Annotated in this window: 14 protein-coding genes and 1 pseudogene; 1 reads left to right on the top strand and 14 read right to left on the bottom strand. The window is 70.4% G+C overall.

Going from position 1 to position 13704, the window contains the following annotated elements; translation table 11 throughout:
• The 13 genes and pseudogenes from AB7E83_RS11625 to AB7E83_RS11565 form a co-directional block, all read right to left on the bottom strand.
• A pseudogene (locus tag AB7E83_RS11625) lies at positions 1–4328 on the bottom strand (hypothetical protein); the annotation flags it as partial.
• Positions 4329–4359: 31 nt separating this feature from the next.
• Positions 4360–5010, bottom strand: a complete 651-nt coding sequence (locus AB7E83_RS11620; RefSeq protein WP_428569379.1) for a hypothetical protein — start codon at positions 5008–5010, stop codon at positions 4360–4362.
• A gap of 133 nt (positions 5011–5143) precedes the next feature.
• A complete protein-coding gene (gene ccmI / locus AB7E83_RS11615) occupies positions 5144–6409 on the bottom strand; it encodes a c-type cytochrome biogenesis protein CcmI (protein WP_428569376.1) in 1266 nt (421 codons plus the stop codon).
• Positions 6406–6879: a cytochrome c-type biogenesis protein gene (locus tag AB7E83_RS11610; RefSeq protein ID WP_428569375.1), complete on the bottom strand. Its 474-nt coding sequence runs from the start codon at positions 6877–6879 to the stop codon at positions 6406–6408. The genes ccmI and AB7E83_RS11610 overlap by 4 nt, the downstream gene beginning before the upstream one ends.
• Complete coding sequence (locus AB7E83_RS11605; RefSeq protein WP_428569372.1) at positions 6876–7406, bottom strand: DsbE family thiol:disulfide interchange protein; 531 nt, start codon at positions 7404–7406, stop codon at positions 6876–6878. Before AB7E83_RS11605 ends, AB7E83_RS11610 begins: the two co-directional genes overlap by 4 nt.
• A 7-nt stretch (positions 7407–7413) precedes the next feature.
• Positions 7414–9357, bottom strand: coding sequence for a heme lyase CcmF/NrfE family subunit (locus AB7E83_RS11600; protein WP_428569369.1), 1944 nt, complete (start codon positions 9355–9357; stop codon positions 7414–7416).
• On the bottom strand, positions 9354–9839 hold the full coding sequence (gene ccmE / locus AB7E83_RS11595; RefSeq protein ID WP_428569367.1) for a cytochrome c maturation protein CcmE: 486 nt from the start codon (positions 9837–9839) through the stop codon (positions 9354–9356). The genes AB7E83_RS11600 and ccmE overlap by 4 nt, the downstream gene beginning before the upstream one ends.
• A complete protein-coding gene (ccmD, locus tag AB7E83_RS11590; RefSeq protein WP_428569390.1) occupies positions 9836–10024 on the bottom strand; it encodes a heme exporter protein CcmD in 189 nt (62 codons plus the stop codon). Before ccmD ends, ccmE begins: the two co-directional genes overlap by 4 nt.
• A 5-nt stretch (positions 10025–10029) precedes the next feature.
• A complete protein-coding gene (ccmC, locus tag AB7E83_RS11585) occupies positions 10030–10794 on the bottom strand; it encodes a heme ABC transporter permease CcmC (protein ID WP_428569364.1) in 765 nt (254 codons plus the stop codon).
• On the bottom strand, positions 10791–11444 hold the full coding sequence (gene ccmB, locus AB7E83_RS11580; RefSeq protein ID WP_428569361.1) for a heme exporter protein CcmB: 654 nt from the start codon (positions 11442–11444) through the stop codon (positions 10791–10793). Before ccmB ends, ccmC begins: the two co-directional genes overlap by 4 nt.
• An 8-nt stretch (positions 11445–11452) precedes the next feature.
• Positions 11453–12058: a cytochrome c biogenesis heme-transporting ATPase CcmA gene (gene ccmA, locus AB7E83_RS11575; RefSeq protein ID WP_428569359.1), complete on the bottom strand. Its 606-nt coding sequence runs from the start codon at positions 12056–12058 to the stop codon at positions 11453–11455.
• 75 nt (positions 12059–12133) lie between these two features.
• A complete protein-coding gene (locus AB7E83_RS11570) occupies positions 12134–12481 on the bottom strand; it encodes a VanZ family protein (protein ID WP_428569356.1) in 348 nt (115 codons plus the stop codon).
• Entirely contained in the window at positions 12478–12720 is a 243-nt protein-coding gene (locus tag AB7E83_RS11565; RefSeq protein WP_428569354.1) for a hypothetical protein, read from the bottom strand. Before AB7E83_RS11565 ends, AB7E83_RS11570 begins: the two co-directional genes overlap by 4 nt.
• 43 nt (positions 12721–12763) lie before the next feature.
• Here AB7E83_RS11565 and AB7E83_RS11560 point away from each other — a divergent pair, with 43 nt between their 5' ends.
• Positions 12764–13366 (top strand): DedA family protein, encoded by a 603-nt coding sequence (locus tag AB7E83_RS11560; protein ID WP_428569351.1) that lies wholly within the window; start codon positions 12764–12766, stop codon positions 13364–13366.
• A 30-nt stretch (positions 13367–13396) separates the two neighbouring features.
• Here AB7E83_RS11560 and AB7E83_RS11555 read toward each other — a convergent pair whose 3' ends face one another.
• Positions 13397–13702: a PilZ domain-containing protein gene (locus AB7E83_RS11555; protein WP_428569349.1), complete on the bottom strand. Its 306-nt coding sequence runs from the start codon at positions 13700–13702 to the stop codon at positions 13397–13399.
• Between the last annotated feature and the right edge of the window lie 2 nt (positions 13703–13704).

The raw sequence follows: 13704 nt of genomic DNA, 5'->3' as shown, positions 1-13704 counted from the left end.
CTGCCCGCTGCCTCTCCGCCCGCTGCGACCTCGCCCGCTGCATCCCCGCCCGCAGCGTCCTCGCCCGCTGCCTCGCCACCCGCTGCGACCTGGCCCGCTGCCTCGCCGCCAGCTGCGTCCTGGCCCGCTGCCTCGCCGCCCGCTGCGTCCTTGCCCGCTGCATCGCCACCCGCTGCGTCCTGGCCCGCTGCATCGCCACCTGCTGCGTCCTGACCCGCTGCATCGCCGCCTGCTGCTTCCTGGCCGCCCGATGCATCGCCGCCCGCTGCGTCCTTGCCCGCTGCATCGCCACCCGCTGCGTCCTGACCCGCCGCATCGCCGCCTGCTGGTTCCTGACCCGCTGCATCTCCACCCGCTGCGTCCTGGCCTGCCGCATCGCCGCCCGCTGCGTCCTGGCCCGCCGCATCGCCACCCGCCGCGTCGCCACTCGCCGCGCCCTTGCCGGCCGGATCGCCGCCTGCGGCATCCGCTCCCGCGGCGTCGCCGCCCGCAGCGCCCTGCTCCGTGGCGCCCGCGCCTGGCGCGGCGACACTCCCAGTTCCCGGTGCAGGCGCGCCCGCGGCATTGCCGCCGGCGGCCTCCGGGGCTTTCGGCAGATCGCCGGGCGGCGCCATGTCGGTCAGGCCCTTCGCCGCACCGCGCAGGGCCGTCTGAGCCGCACCTGCCGCCGCACCGGCCAGCATCGAGGTCACGGCGTCGGCACCCACGGTCTCGCGCTCCTTGTCCTCGCCATCCTTCTTGCCGACCACGTCGGCCGTCTTCTTTTCGGAGGAAGCCTCGTCCACCTGCACGTCTTCGCGCTTCTTCGGTGCGGCGTCGCCAGCAAGCGCTTCGTCGCGCTTCGCCGCATCGCGATCCGACGCGCTGCCCGCATCCGCATCGGCCGCGACACGGTCGCGATCGGAAGGCCTGTCGCGATCGCTCGCATCGACATCGCCGACACCTTCACCGCGATCCGATCTGCTCTCGGGCGTGCCGCCGTCCCTTGCGCCACTCGGCGCACTCGCATCGGCGGTCGCGCCGACACCGCGCGAGTTCGAGCCATCGGTGTCGCGGCCCGCACCCGATGCGCCGGCCGTGGCGCCCGTCGCGCCCGCGCCGGCAGAGGTCGTGTCCGCCGACGAGCTGCCCGCGCCGGCCGCATTCGTCGATGCCGTGTCGGCGGCGGCGCCCGTCCCTTGCGAGCCGGCGCCCGCGCTCCCGCCAGTCCCCGCCGTCGCATCCGAACCCGCGGCGGCGCCCGCCGCTGAGCCCGTTCCAGCCGTCGCATCCGCACCGGCGGTGGCGCCCGACCCCGACCCCGACGTTGCGCCCGCGCCGGTTGCCGACGTCGAATCCGCACCAGCGCTTGCGCCCGCGCTTCCCCCCGCACCTGACGCATTCGCATCGGAACCCGCGCCCGCGCCCGCGCCCGCGCCCGCGCCTGCGCCTGCACCCGCACCCGCACCCGCACCCGCAGCCGCTGCCTCCGCCACAGGCTCCTCGACCTTCGGCCGGATCGTCTCGCCACCGAGCCGCACGACTTCGGCATCGAGGATCGTCTCCGCGCGGATCACGTCCACGCGCGTGGAATTCACCTGCGCCTGCGCCGCCACGACATCGGCCTTGGCCTCCTCGATGCCCGCCTGCGCGCGATCCGTCAGCGTACGCGTGTCGGCGCTCGCGGCCTCGGACGCCGCCGACACCTGGTCGCGCGACGCGATCATCTCGACCTTCAAGGCCTCCTCGGCGGCCTTGGCCTCCGCGGCGCTCGCCTGCGCTTCGTCGGTGCAGGTGCGCGCCTGCGCCGCCAGCGACTCCGACTGCGCCTTGACTTCGTCGGCGACGCCCGCGGCGCGCGCGTTCACGGCCTCGAGCTCCTGCTCGAGCTGCGCCTTCACCGCCTCGACTTCGGCCACGGCGCTCTCGACCTGCGCCTTCATCGCGTCGTACTGCGCCTGCACGTCCGCCGCGATCGCCTCCGCATCCATCACCGCCTGCTCCGCCGCTTGATTGACCTCGGCGACGGCTTCCTCGACCGTCGCCTTCAGATCTTCCGCCGCGGCCTTGACCGACTCGATGCGCGAACTCGCCTGCTCCTGCGCCGCCTCGAGCGTGGACTGCGCCTCGGCGCGGAACTGCGAGAGCTTGCCGCCCGAAGCGTCGTCGGCCTGCGCGAGCAACTGCGGCAACAGCGCCTGGCCCTCGGCCAGCAGCGCCTTCTGCGGATCGGCCAGCACGGCCTCCACGCGCGACTGCACCATGCCGACCTTCTCGCGCACCTGCGCCTCGAACGCATCGACATGCACCATCGCCTCGGAGAACGCAGCGTCAAGTTCGCCGACCTTCTCCTCCACCATGAGGATCAGGTCCGCCGCCTTGCCGACCCAGGTCTCGATCTCGCTCGCGCACATGGCGCCGAGCTCGCGCCATGCATTCGAGATCTTCGACACCAGCGCCTCGAGCGTGGAGGTCGCCTGCTGCCGCGCGGACTCGATGGCGGCGGTCAGGGCCTTCAACTGCCCGTCGAGCAGCGCGAGCGCCTGCTGCAAGCCCTCGGTGGCGCGCTGCACCGCGGCCTTCAGCGGCGCGAACGCAGCGTCGAGCTGCGTGTTCAGCGTCGTGAAGATCTGGTCGATGGCCGCGTGCAGCTGCTCCAGCAGCTGCTGCATCAGCGCCTCGACGCCCAACTGCTCCAGCGCCTGGCGCGCCGCCGCCTTCGCGTCGGCCATCGCCTGCTTCAGCGCCTCCGCCGCCTGGTCGAGCGCGCCCTCCAGGGTCTCGATCAGCGTGTCGATGGTGGCCGAGGCGGTGCGGATGCCGTCCTGCATCGTGCGCAGCAGCCCAATCAGCACATCCGCTGCCGCCTTGACCTGCGCGATCGCGGCGTCGAGCACCGGCTCGAGCGCGCGCACGAGCGCCTGGCCCTGCAGCAGCAGCGCATCGGCCGTCGTGCCGGCCTTCTGCACCGTCACCTTGGCCGAAGCGATCGCCGCGCGGACGGTTGGAATGCGGCCTTTCACGCCCATGAACAGCGTGCGCGCCGCCGCGAGCGCGGGCACCTTGACCTGGTGCTTCGTGCAGACCTCGATGGCGTTGTCGCACAACACGTCCGCCTGGTCCATCTCGGCCGAGGCCTGCGTGAGCGTGGCTTCGCATCGGGCAACGAAGGGCGGGATGGTCGCGCGGATGGTCTCGATCTGCGCGATCGCCGCGTTGATCTGGTCGCGCACGGGCTCGAACTGCAGCGGCAGGTTCTCGAGCATGACGACGGCGTCGTCGGCGTCGGCGATCAGCGCATCGAGCACGTCCTGCACGTCGCGCGCGGAGAGCTTCACCTGCGCGAGCGCCTCGCGCACGATCTCCAGGCAGCGGTTCAGCGTGGCTTCGAGCACGTCGAGCACGCCCAGCGCGTGCTCGATCATCTCCTGGACTTTCTTGAAGGCCGATTCGAGGACCTCCACGACCGCCTCGCACTTCGCGCGCGCGGCGTCGAGCAGTGCGCGCAGCTTCGCCTCGACGCTCTCGAGGATCTGCCGCAGGCTCTCCATGACCGCATTGGCCTCTTCGGCCAGCGTGTCCGAGACGCCTTGCACGGCCGCACCGAGCTCCGACAGCGGCTCGGTCGCCTTCGTGATCGCGCCGGCCGCGTTGTCCAGCGCATCCGCCGCGTCGTCGCCGATCCCCTTGAGCAGCGCGCCGACTTCCCTGGCGTCGGTCATGAGCTGCGTTCGCAGCCCGGCGAGCTGCGAGCGCGTGTCCGCCGTGACGGCGTGCGCGCGCGCGACGATCGCGGGCTTGGCGGAGAGGTCGGCGTGCGCGAGCTGCCGCACGAGCGTGCCGAGTTCGTTGCCGTGCGTGACGAACATCCGCTGCGCGTCTTCGCCCCGCTTGATGTAGCCGCGGGCGCGCTGCTCCAGGTCGCCGAGCAGCGAGGTGAAGGTGTCGAGGTTGGGCAGCTCGCTCGCGAGCGTCGCCGGCAGGTCCAGGAGCGAGGCGAGCGAGGTGGCCGTGCGTTCGGCCACGTCGAGCACGTTCTCGGCCTGCGTCGCGAGCTTGCCCGGCGCTTCGGCGGCGCTCAGGGCCGCCGCCTTGATCTCGGCCACGACCTCCTCGGCCGCCGTCTTCGCCTGCTCGATCAGCGGCATGGGGTCGAGCAGGCCGGGGATCGTGGCGAGCTCTTCGCCGATGGCGATCACGTCGTTCTTGAGCGTCTCGCCGGTCTCGACCAGCGCCTCGGAGAAGGTGACCGCTTCGGCGGCGGCGGCTTCGCCGGCTGCGACGACGGCATCCGCCACGCGCGTGGCGGCGGTGGGCAGGACTTCGGTCGCCTTGTCGATGACTTTCAAATCGGTACTTCCCTGAGACGCGACGCGGAGTTCAGGCGTCGTCGATCGATTGCTGCGCCTTGGCGACCGCCGCCTGCATGGCCGTCGTGATGTCGGGCACCTTGTTCGGCGCGGGCTCGACGTTCGCCGCGGCGGCGTCGATCTGGTCGATGGTGGCCTGAACCTGCGCGAGCGACTGCTCGATCTCGGGCAGGACTTCCGCGCCTTCGATGCGCACGTCCTCGACCAGGGGCAGAAGCGGCGCGGCAACGACCACCGCCGGCACGCTCGCGAGCGGCGGCAGCGCGCTCAAGGCCGCCGCCGCCGCGGCGGCACCCGCCGCCGGCGCGGGCGACAGCCGGGCCGGCCGCGCCTTGCGCGCCGACTCCTCGACCACCATCACCACGCCCTGCTGGATGAGCGAGGCGAGCGAATGCATCCAGCGCTCGGCCGTGGCGCCGGCGAGCGGCGCGGGGGAACTCTTCTTGAGCAGCCAGCGCAGCTCGGCCGAGGCCGACGGATCGGCGATCCAGTAGCGCAGGTAGCCGACGGCCTCGTCGGAGGTGCGGAAGCTGCGCTTCACGGACAGGGGCGGCAGCGCCTCGTCCATCCAGTCGCCGCCACCGAAGGCCGCGCCGATGCCCCGGTCGTAGAACGTGACGCGGCACGTGGGCCGCCAGAGACTGACGAGAGGGTGAAGCATGACCGTGCAACTCTGCTTGCGTTCGCGCGCGCGGTCAAGGGAAGTCGCCCTCGTGGGCCGCCTCATGCCGATGCAGGATGCGACGATGCGTGGCCTACGCCACAGTCGGGCGGACGATCCCCGGGCTTCGCGCTCAGCGCACCACCGTATCCACCTTCAGCGCCACGGCTCTCGCGCCGACCTTCACCGTCTGCGGCGGGGACGCCAGATCGCCGGGTTCGGCCCTGGCCTGGCCGGTCTTCGAGATGCGGGCTTCGACCTGCACCTCGGTGAGGCCCGAGATCCGCGCCTGCGGGCTCATGGCCAGCGAATCGTCGAGCGTGAATTGCATCGGCAGCTTGTCCGCCGGGACCTTCAGCACGGCCACCGGCATGCGCTGGCCGACCGGACGCGCGATCACCATCAGCACGTCGTTCGGCTGCATCTTCGACTTGACCGAAGCGTCGATGTCGACGGTGCCGGAGACCGTCGCGCCCGCTGCGGCAGGACTCAATGCCGCCGACTTCGCCGAGGTGGCGGGTGCTCCGCTGCCGGTGCCAGCCGCCGACGCGGGGCCCGCCGCCTTCTGCGCCCCCCTCTCCTTCGCCAGCGCGATCAGCTTGGTGAGCTCCGTCGCGGAGGTCGACTCCGGCGGCACCTGCTTCAGCAGCGTGCCCCACGCGGCCGTCGCGGTCTCGGCATCGCTGCGCCCAAGCGCCGCCACGCCCGTGAGCCATAGCGCGGTCTGGTGCGCCGGATCGGCCTTCAGGGCCTTCTGCAGCAGCAGGGTCGGCTTGCCCTCGAAGCTGTTGCCGCTCGACGAGGCCAGCACCTCGGCGTACGTGGCCAGGTCGCCCGCGCTGTTGTCGATGGAATTGCCCGCGCGTTCGAACGCCTTCGCGGATTCCGCGAGTTGCCCCATCTGCCGGTAGGTGTGCGCGAGCAGGACCCAGCCCTTGTAGTCGGTCGGGTTGGCTTCGAGCTGCGCCCGGAACTGCCCGATGGCCTGTGCGACCATCTCCTGCTGCCGCGACGCGCTCATCGCGTCGCCGCCCAGCCCGCGCGGCTCGCCGAGGACCATGTACAGCGCCGCCGCGCCGATGGGCACGGCCACGAGGATGGTCGCGAGCGTCGCCTTCGCGGCACGCGCCTTCGGCGCGGCTCCCGCAGGCTCGTCGCGCACTTCCTCCAGCGCCCGCTTCTGCAGCTCGGCGCGCGACTGCGCATGGTCCTCGGCCGAGATCGTCCCTTCGGCCAGGTCGCGGTCCAGCCGCGCCAGCGCTTCGCGGTACGCGTCCGCGTTGATCTGCCGGGCCGACACCGCCGCGGCCTCGGGCGACGGCTTGCGCAGCAGCGGGCGCAGCAGCAATGCCAGCACGACGAGCACCGCGACGACGGCGCCGATCACGAAACCGGTCATCGCCCGTCCTCCCGCAGCAGCGCCTGCGCGCGAAGGGCTTCTTCTTCGGTGAGTTCGACGTTTTCCACGACTTCCAGGCGCCGTCGGCGCAAATAGACGATGAGCACGGCGACGGCCCCGAGCAGGATGGCGAAGGGGCCGAGCCACAGCAGCAGGGTCGTGCCCTTGACCGGCGGGCGGTACAGGACGAAGTCGCCGTAACGCGCGACCATGTACTCGCGAATTTCGTTGTCGGTCTTGCCCTGCTTGATGAGCTCGCGCAACTGGCGCCGCAGGTCGTTCGCGAGGTCGGAGCGCGAGCCGGCCAGCGATTCGTTCTGGCAGACGAGGCAGCGCATCTCTTCCGAGATCGCGATGAGGCGCTGCTCGACCTTCGGGTCTTCCGCGAGCGGCGGCGCTTCCTTCGCGGCGACGGCGAAGGACAAGGAGAAGGCCGCGAAGGCCAGCAGCAGGGCGACGATGCGCTTCATGACTTCTTCAGGTCCGCGATCAGCGGCAGGATCGTTTCCTTCAGCGCATCGGGCGTGATCGGCCCGATGTGCTTGTGCCGGATCACGCCGCTCTTGTCGATGACGAAGGTCTCCGGCACGCCGTAGACGCCGTAGTCGATGCCGATGCGGCCGTCGAGGTCGACCGCGGACAGCGTGTACGGATTGCCGTGCTGCTCCAGGAACTTCAGCGCATCGGCCCGCTGGTCCTTGTAGTCGAGGCCGATCACGGGCACGACACCTGCCTTGTGGATTTCCACCAGCAGGGGATGCTCGACGCGGCAGGCCACGCACCAGGAGGCCCAGACGTTGAGCATCCAGACCTGGCCCTTCATGTCGGCCGGCGAGAAGGTCTTGTCGGCGGCATGCAGCTGCGGCACCTGGAACGCGGGCGCCGCCTTGTTCACGAGCGGCGACGGCACTTCGCTCGGGTCGCGCTGCAGGCCCACGGCCAGGAAGCCCGCGAGCACGACGAAGAGGACGAGGGGAACGAGGAAGCGGACTTTCATGCGGCCCTCACGCGGCGGCCGCGGTGACGGCCGGGGCCACGGGGGCGCGCGCCCGCACGCGCACGCGCCGCTCGAGCACGGCGCACAGCCCGCCCAGCGCCATGAGCACGCAGCCGCCCCAGATCCAGTCGACGAAGGGCTTGTGATAGACGCGCACCGCCCAGGCGCTGCCTTCGAGCGGCTCGCCGAGCGACACGTACACGTCGCGCGTGAAGCCGGTGTCGATGGCGGCTTCGGTCATCGGCATCTCGGAGGAGTCGTAGCGGCGCTTCTCGGGCCGCAGTTTGCGCAGCACCTTGCCGTCCTTCAACAACTCGAACTCGCCGCGTTGCGCCGCATAGTTGGGCCCGCGCACTTCCTTCACGCCCAGGAACCTGAACTCGTAGCCGCCCACCGTGACCGTGCTGCCGGGCTCCATGCGCACGTCTTTTTCCTGCTGCCAGCCGCCGACCATCGTGACGCCAACCACGAACACGGCCACGCCGAAGTGGCCGAGCTGCATCGCCCACCAGCCGATGGGCGGACGGCCGACGCGCAGCCGCTGGATGACCTGCAGCACCGTGGAGCCGCCGACCCAGAAAGCGAGGCCCATGCCCAGCGCGGTGAGGAAGGTCCAGTCGCCCATGACGAAGGGAATGGCGACACCCGCCACGGCGGCGATCAGCGCGACCCATTGCAGCCGCTTCGCCATCTCCTTCGCGTCCGCATGCTTCCAGCGCGCGAACGGCGCCACCGCCATCAGCAGCAGCGCGGGCACCATCACGGGCACGAAAACCGCGTTGAAGTACGGCGGTCCGACCGAGATCTTGCCGGCGCGCAGCGCGTCGATCAGCAACGGATACAGCGTGCCGAGCAGCACGGAGGCGCACGCGACCACCAGCAGCACATTGCCGAGCAGCAGCAGCGTCTCGCGCGACATGAGCGCGAACGAGCCGCCCAGCGACACCTTGGGCGCGCGCCAGGCGAAGAGCACCAGCGACGTGCCGATGACGAGCACCAGCAACACGAGGATGAAGACGCCGCGCTTCGGATCGGTCGCGAACGCATGCACCGAGGTCAGCACGCCGGAGCGGACGAGGAAGGTGCCCAGCAGCGACAGCGAGAACGCGGCGATGGCGAGCAGCACCGTCCAGTTCTTGAAGCTGCCGCGTTTTTCGGTCACCGCGAGCGAGTGGATCAGCGCGGTGCCGACGATCCAGGGCATGAACGATGCGTTCTCCACCGGGTCCCAGAACCACCAGCCGCCCCAGCCGAGTTCGTAATACGCCCACCACGAGCCGAGGGCGATGCCGAGCGTGAGGAAGATCCACGCCGCCGTGGTCCACGGACGCGACCAGCGCGCCCATGCCGCGTCGAGCCGGCCCGCGAGCAGAGCGGCGATGGCGAAGGCGAAGGCCACCGAGAAGCCGACATAGCCCATGTAGAGCATGGGCGGATGGAAGATCAGCCCTGGGTCCTGCAGCAGCGGGTTGAGGTCCCGCCCGTCCTCGGCGGCGGGCAGCAGGCGCTCGAACGGATTCGACGTGAGCAGCACGAACAGCAGCAGGCTCGCGGCCACGAGGCCGAGCACGCCGAGCACGCGCGCGACCATCGGCTCGTCGAGCGACTTCGAGAAGTACGACACCGCGTACGACCAGCCCGCGAGCATGAAGACCCACAGCAGCAGCGAGCCTTCGTGGCCGCCCCATACCGCCGAGAGCCGGTACTGCACCGGCAGCTTCGAGTTGGAATTGGTCGCCACGTACTTCACGCTGAAGTCGTTGACGTAGAAGCACCACGCGAGCGCGGCGAACGAGACCGCGACGAGCAGGAACACGGCCTGCGCCGACGGCCGTGCGAGCGAGGTCCATTCGCTGCGGCCGGTGTGCGCGCCGGCCAGGGGCAGCACGCCCTGGATCAGCGTCACGACGAGCGCGAGGATGAGCGCGAAGTGTCCGAGTTCGGCGATCATGGTTTCGCTCCGTAGGCGCCGGCCTTGCCGGGCGTGCCGCTTGTGCCGCCCGCGCCGCCGCCCGCGTTCTTCTTCGCCTGGTCGAGCGCGTGCTGCGCCTCAGGCGGCATGTAGTTCTCGTCGTGTTTCGCCAGCACTTCGGAGGCCTTGAAGTGCCCGCCCGACTCGAGCTTGCCCTGCACCACGGCGCCCTTCCCTTCCTTGAAGAGGTCGGGCAGGATGCCCGTGTACGACACCGGCACGTCGCGCGCCATGTCGGTCACGATGAAATGCACGGTGAGGTTGTCGCGCTTCACCGACCCCTCCTTCACCATGCCGCCGATGCGGAAGGTGCCCTGCGGCGTCTTGCCGGCGGCGACTTCGCTGGGCGTGACGTACAGCGCGATGTTGCTGTTCAGGGCATTGAGCACCAGCGCCGAGGCGATGCCCACCGCGGCGAGGCCCGCCACGATGATCGCGCCGCGCTTCTTCCAGTTCTTCATGGGTTCTCCCGCTCGTACTGTTCGGCGCGAGCGCGCCGTTGAATGCCTTGCACGGCGGCGGCGCGGCGGCGGCGCACGAGCAGCGGCTCGGCGACCATCGCGAGCGCGCAAACGCCGAAGCTGCCCCACACGTAGAGGCCGTAGCCGCCCATGGCGACGAAATCCGAAAAACTCGACCAGTGCATCGCCGTCACCCCCTTGAACCCTTGCCGTCATCCCCGCGAATGACGAGGTCTCTCACCCACTGCGTGTGCGCTTCGCGCTCGACGATGATCGCCCGAACGCGCATCAGCGCGACGGCGATCGAATACATCCAGAACGCCACCGCCATCAGCGCCATGCCGGCGAACATCGTGATGGCCATCGATGGCGCGCGCGTGATCGACACGGACGCGCCCTGGTGCAGCGTGTTCCACCATTTCACCGAGAAATAGATGATGGGGATGTTGACCACCCCCACGAGCGCGAGGATCGCCCCCGCCTTGTCGGCCCGCCGCGGATCGTCGATGGCCGACTGCAGGGCGATGAAGCCGAGGTAGAGGAAGAAGAGGATGAGTTCCGAGGTGAGTCGCGCATCCCACACCCACCACGTGCCCCACATCGGCTTGCCCCACAGCGCGCCGGTCCACAGCGACAGGAAGGCCATGAGCGCGCCGGTGGGCGCGAGCGCCTGCGCCATCATCGACGACAGCCGCGTGTTGAAGGCGAGGCCGAGGCCGGCCCACATCGCCATCACGAGGTAGATGAACATGGACATCCACGAGACCGGCACGTGGACGAAGATGATCCGGTAGCCCTCCCCCTGCGTCGCATCGGTGGGCGCGACGAAGAAGCCGACCCAGAGTCCGGCCACGGTAAAGATGGCCGTAAGCACCCAGAAGACGGGGATGAGTTTCCCCGCCACGGGATAAAAGGTCGCGGGGCTGGACAGCCGGAACGCGTTGAAGAGGCTCATTCGAGTGCGATCCGAAGCGCGGCCGTCGTGGCCCACGGCGCGAAGAAAAGCGAGAGCGCCAGCAGCGCCCCCAGCAGGGAAAGATGGCCGCCCGCGCCGGTGCCCGACGCCTGCGCCTGCACCGCGCCGGCGCCGAAGATCAGCGTGGGAATATAGAGCGGCAGCACGAGCAGACTGAGCAGCGCCCCGCCCCCGCGCACGCCCAGCGTGAGCGCGGCGCCGACGGAGCCGACGAGGGACAGCACCGGCGTACCGATCAGCAGGCCGGCGACGAGCACGAGCAGGGACGCGCCGTCCAGGTCGAATTGCAGTCCGAGCACGGGGGCAAGCACGACGAGCGGCAAGCCGGCCACGAGCCAGTGCGCCACCGTCTTGCCGAGCACCATGAGGGTCAGGGACGACGGCGACAGCGCCATCTGCTCCAGCGTGCCGTCGGCATGGTCCGCGGCGAACATGCGTTGCAGGCCCAGCAGGGTCGCCAGCAGCGCGCCGACCCACAGCACGCCGGGGCCGATGGTGCGCAGCAGCGTCGGCTCGGGTCCGATGCCGAGCGGGAATAGCGAGGTCACCACGACGAAGAAGAACATCGCGGTCAGTACCTCGGCCTTGCGGCGCACGGCGACGAGCAGGTCGCGCCTGACAACGGCCACCAAAGCACTCACAGTTCCACCACCGTCCCGCCTTCGAGCGGCACGGCCTGGTGGCTGGTGATCACCGCCATTCCTCCTCCATCGAGATGTCGAGACACGAGCCCCGTGAGCATGTCCACCGCGCGCGCGTCGAGCGCCGTGAACGGTTCGTCGAGGATCCAGACGCCGTGCGGCCGCGTGACGGTGCGCGCCAGCAGCACGCGGCGCTTCTGCCCCGCCGACAGCACACGCACCGGCAGGTCTTCGCGGCCGGCCAGCCCGAACCGGGCGAGCGCGGCGAGAGCCCGATCATACGGAAGCGCGCAGCCGTCCAGCTGAGCCGCAAATTGGAGGTTCTCCAGGCCGGTTAGTTCCTCCTTCAGCGCGGAATGGTGGCCCAGGTAGAGCATGTCGCGCCGCCACGCCTCGGCATCCTCGCCGATCGGCGTGCCGTTCCAGAGGACCTCGCCCTCGTCCGCCGGCGACAGGCCGGCCAGGATGCGCAGCAGGCTCGTCTTGCCCGAGCCGTTGGCGCCGCGCACATGGGCCCATTCGCCGGGCTGCAGGGTGAAGCCGACACCGGCGAACAGGGGCCGTTCGCCCCGGACGCAGGCGAGGCGTTGAACGGAGAGCATCCCCCGATTGTCCGCAAAACGAAAGACCTCCTCCGACGCGGCGCATCGCACCGCTCGACGGCAGTCAATTTCGCGTCAGGCTGCGCGGCGTCGCAGCGACTTCCACGCCGTCCACGCGAGCCAGCCGACGACGATGCCGCACGAGTCCGCGACGACGTCCACCCAGTCGCCGCTGCGATGCGGCGTGAGCGCCTGAAGCAGTTCGATGAGGACGCCGTAACCCACGAGCGCCGCAGCCACCGCACGGACCCGCTCGGGCCAGCTCGCGAGGCCCAGCACGGCCAGGGTGCCGAAGGCGAGAAGGTGATTCGCCTTGTCCCAGCCGGTGGTGGGCTGGCGCTCGTTGGGCATGAGCGCGAGGACGAGGACGGCGGCGATGCAGATCCAGAATGCCCGCCTTGCCCAGACCGGCGGGACCGTCATGCGCTGTGGCGCCAGCCGCCTTCGCCCGGGCCCGAGTTGGTGCCGGCCGTGCGGATGTACTTGTCGAGCAGTTCGGTCGCGCGGGCGCGCTTGAGTTTGACTTCGAGCACGCGCGAGATGCGCGGCTGGGGCTCGCGCCCCTCCTCGAAGGCGGCGAGCCGCTCCTTGAGTTCCGCCTCGGCACGGCGGGCCTCTTCGTCGGCGATTTTCCAGGTGTCGAACAAGGCGCGGTCCGGCATGGGTGTCGAGGATATCAGCACCGGCTTCCGGTAAGGTGCAGGCATGACGGAATGGATCATCGAACTCATCCAGCGCGGCGGCTACTTCGGCGTCGCGATGCTCATGCTGCTGGAGAACGTCTTTCCGCCGATTCCGTCGGAGCTCGTGCTGCCCTTCGCGGGATACGTCGCCGCCACGGGCGAGCTGCATCCCGCGGGCGTATGGGCCGCCGCCATCGCGGGCTCGCTGGCGGGCGCGCTGCCCTGGTACTGGGCCGGCCGCCTGCTGGGCGTGAACGGCCTGCGCGAATTCGCGCGCCGTCACGGCCGCTGGCTCACGCTGGAGCCGCACCACGTCGATGCCGCGAACGCGTGGTTCCGTCGCCACGGCCCCGCATCGGTCGGGTTCGGCCGCCTGGTGCCGACGGTGCGCAGCGTCATCTCGTTGCCGGCGGGCGTGGCGAAGATGCGGATTCACGCTTTCCTGTTCTGGTCCACCCTCGGCACCGCGGCCTGGAGCGCGCTGCTGCTGGGCGCCGGCTACATGCTGCAGTCGCGCTACGAGTCCGTGCAGGACGCGGTGGAGTGGATCGCGCGCGGCGTGCTCGTGCTGCTGGTCGGCGCGTATCTGTGGCGGGTCGCGCGGTTCGGGAAGCGGAAGGCGTAGGGAATGGCCCTGCGCTGATCGGACCCGATTTCAGATCTGAATTCTCACCGTCTCTTCCTCGAACAGCGGCGTCGCCAGTTCCGCCGCCACGCCGGTTCGCCAGCCCTGCTGCTCCACGCGCACCACGCGGCCGGTGGACGCGACCTCGTGCCGCGCCCCGTTGCTCGTGAAGCGGACGACCACGCGGACTTCGCTGCCCACTTCCATCGGGAAATGGGTCTCGAAGTAGACGCCTCTCGCACTGATGTTCGTCGCCTCGGCCCAGGACGAGTCGACCACGACGGACTGCCTGACGTCGAATCGGGGTGCAACGCGTTGGTCGACCGAGGTTTGCATGC

Source organism: Ramlibacter sp. (assembly GCF_050250995.1).
Classification (GTDB): domain Bacteria; phylum Pseudomonadota; class Gammaproteobacteria; order Burkholderiales; family Burkholderiaceae_C; genus Ramlibacter.
The sequence above is the reverse complement of the archived record's forward strand: the minus strand, read 5'-3'. Positions and strand labels throughout refer to the sequence as shown.

What these genes read in the sequence shown, in the direction of transcription:
- AB7E83_RS11620 (WP_428569379.1), bottom strand. Translation starts at nt 5,010, where the DNA reads ATGCTTCACCCTCTCGTCAGTCTCTGGCGGCCCACGTGCCGCGTCACG.
- ccmI (WP_428569376.1), bottom strand. Translation starts at nt 6,409, where the DNA reads ATGACCGGTTTCGTGATCGGCGCCGTCGTCGCGGTGCTCGTCGTGCTG.
- AB7E83_RS11610 (WP_428569375.1), bottom strand. Translation starts at nt 6,879, where the DNA reads ATGAAGCGCATCGTCGCCCTGCTGCTGGCCTTCGCGGCCTTCTCCTTG.
- AB7E83_RS11605 (WP_428569372.1), bottom strand. Translation starts at nt 7,406, where the DNA reads ATGAAAGTCCGCTTCCTCGTTCCCCTCGTCCTCTTCGTCGTGCTCGCG.
- AB7E83_RS11600 (WP_428569369.1), bottom strand. Translation starts at nt 9,357, where the DNA reads ATGATCGCCGAACTCGGACACTTCGCGCTCATCCTCGCGCTCGTCGTG.
- ccmE (WP_428569367.1), bottom strand. Translation starts at nt 9,839, where the DNA reads ATGAAGAACTGGAAGAAGCGCGGCGCGATCATCGTGGCGGGCCTCGCC.
- ccmD (WP_428569390.1), bottom strand. Translation starts at nt 10,024, where the DNA reads ATGCACTGGTCGAGTTTTTCGGATTTCGTCGCCATGGGCGGCTACGGC.
- ccmC (WP_428569364.1), bottom strand. Translation starts at nt 10,794, where the DNA reads ATGAGCCTCTTCAACGCGTTCCGGCTGTCCAGCCCCGCGACCTTTTAT.
- ccmA (WP_428569359.1), bottom strand. Translation starts at nt 12,058, where the DNA reads ATGCTCTCCGTTCAACGCCTCGCCTGCGTCCGGGGCGAACGGCCCCTG.
- AB7E83_RS11570 (WP_428569356.1), bottom strand. Translation starts at nt 12,481, where the DNA reads ATGACGGTCCCGCCGGTCTGGGCAAGGCGGGCATTCTGGATCTGCATC.
- AB7E83_RS11565 (WP_428569354.1), bottom strand. Translation starts at nt 12,720, where the DNA reads ATGCCGGACCGCGCCTTGTTCGACACCTGGAAAATCGCCGACGAAGAG.
- AB7E83_RS11560 (WP_428569351.1), top strand. Translation starts at nt 12,764, where the DNA reads ATGACGGAATGGATCATCGAACTCATCCAGCGCGGCGGCTACTTCGGC.
- AB7E83_RS11555 (WP_428569349.1), bottom strand. Translation starts at nt 13,702, where the DNA reads ATGCAAACCTCGGTCGACCAACGCGTTGCACCCCGATTCGACGTCAGG.